A 1,636-nucleotide genomic window follows, 5' to 3' on the forward strand; every position below is an offset into this window, starting at 1 on the left:
TGTAGCCGCAAAGTTGAAGTGTCCTGTTTTTGCAAAGTTGGAATGTCACTCTCCCCGGGTTTTTGATGACCTGGGAGATTGCGGATGGGACTGATTGCGATGAGCGAGCACGATCTGCGGCGGATCGAGATTTTGTCGAAGGTGATCGCCGGCCGCATGACGCTGGTGTCGGCGGCGCATGTGCTTGATCTGAGCACGCGCCAGGTCCGTCGTCTTCTGGATCGGATCAGCACTGGCGGTGCGGCGTCGATCCGGCATAAGGCGATCGGCCGGCCGTCGAACAATCGGATTTGTGATGGCGTTCGCGATTACGCGGTGACGCTGGTTCGTGAGCGCTATGCGGATTTCGGGCCGACGCTGGCGGCCGAGAAGCTTGCCGAGCGCGATGGCTTGCGGGTGTCACGCGAGACGCTTCGAAGCTGGATGGTGGATGCCGGCCTCTGGCTGTCGCGCAAGCAGCGGCGGACGTTTCATCAACCGCGGCTGCGGCGCGAAGCCTATGGTGAGCTGGTGCAGATCGACGGCTCCGAGCACCGCTGGTTCGAGGACCGCGGACCGCCGTGTTCGCTGCTGGTGTTCGTCGACGATGCGACCGGCAAGCTGATGCAGTTGCGCTTTGTTCGTTCGGAAAGCGCCTTCACTTACTTCGAGGCGCTGGAGCTCTATCTGAAGCGGCACGGCGCACCGATCGCCTTTTATTCGGACAAGCACTCGGTGTTCCGGGTGGCGAAGAAGGATGCCAAGGGTGGCCAGGGCATGACGCAGTTCGGGCGGGCACTCTCGGAACTAAACATTGAGATTCTTTGTGCAAATTCGAGCCAGGCCAAGGGTCGGGTCGAGCGGATGAACCGGACGCTGCAGGACCGGCTGGTCAAGGAGCTCAGGCTTTCTGGCATCGACACCATGGAGGCTGGCAATGCGTTCTTGCCGGGCTTCATGGAGGACTACAATGCGCGATTTGCAATCGTCCCTGCCCGCCCGGACAACCTGCACCGGCCACTGAATCTGGCGCCGGATCGGTTGACGGAGATCCTGTGTAAGCGCGAGCAGCGTTATGTCGGATCGCAGCTGACGTTTTCGTTCGAGCGCCAGCGGATCATGCTGGAGGAGACCGAGGTGACGCGCGGTCTGGTGGGTCGCTATGTCGAGACCTATGCTTATGCGGACGGTCGGCTGGAGGTGCGTTGGCAGGGGTATTCCCTGCCCTACACCGTGTTCGACAAGGATCAGCGGGTGACGCATGCGGCGATCACCGAGAACAAGCGGTTGGGTGATGTTCTTGCCTATATCAAGGAGCGCCAGGAGCAGCAGGACAAGCCGAAGGTGAAGAGCAACAGCGACAAGAATGGCTACGTCAAACGTGCTCGTGGGCCAGGCCGGCGGAAGGACTTCATGAGTGATCAGGCGGTGATTGCGCGGCGGGAGAAAGCACTGTCGCGGCGACAAGCTGCGGAGTGACATATCGATCGGATAGTCTCAAAGCTAAAGCCGAAGGGGCGTAATTATCACCCGCCCCGATCTGATCTTGCAACCGGATCAGCCGATCAGATCGTGGCTGGTCGTTGTGCCGCGTGGCGGCCAAGCGGACATTTCTACTTTGCCAGACAGAAGACATTCCAACTCCTCCGCCACATCT

Annotated in this window: 1 protein-coding gene; it reads left to right on the forward strand. The window is 60.3% G+C overall.

What is annotated here, in order from left to right; genetic code table 11:
- Positions 1–84 precede the first annotated feature (84 nt).
- Positions 85–1,458: an ISNCY family transposase gene (locus GGD46_RS33590; protein WP_184711476.1), complete on the forward strand. Its 1,374-nt coding sequence runs from the start codon at positions 85–87 to the stop codon at positions 1,456–1,458.
- Positions 1,459–1,636 lie beyond the last annotated feature (178 nt).

It is taken from the genome of Martinezella lusitana, assembly GCF_014207095.1.
Lineage (GTDB): Bacteria > Pseudomonadota > Alphaproteobacteria > Rhizobiales > Rhizobiaceae > Rhizobium > Rhizobium lusitanum_B.

Coding starts and splice junctions, on each gene's coding strand:
- GGD46_RS33590 (WP_184711476.1), top strand. CDS start 85: ATGGGACTGATTGCGATGAGCGAGCACGATCTGCGGCGGATCGAGATT.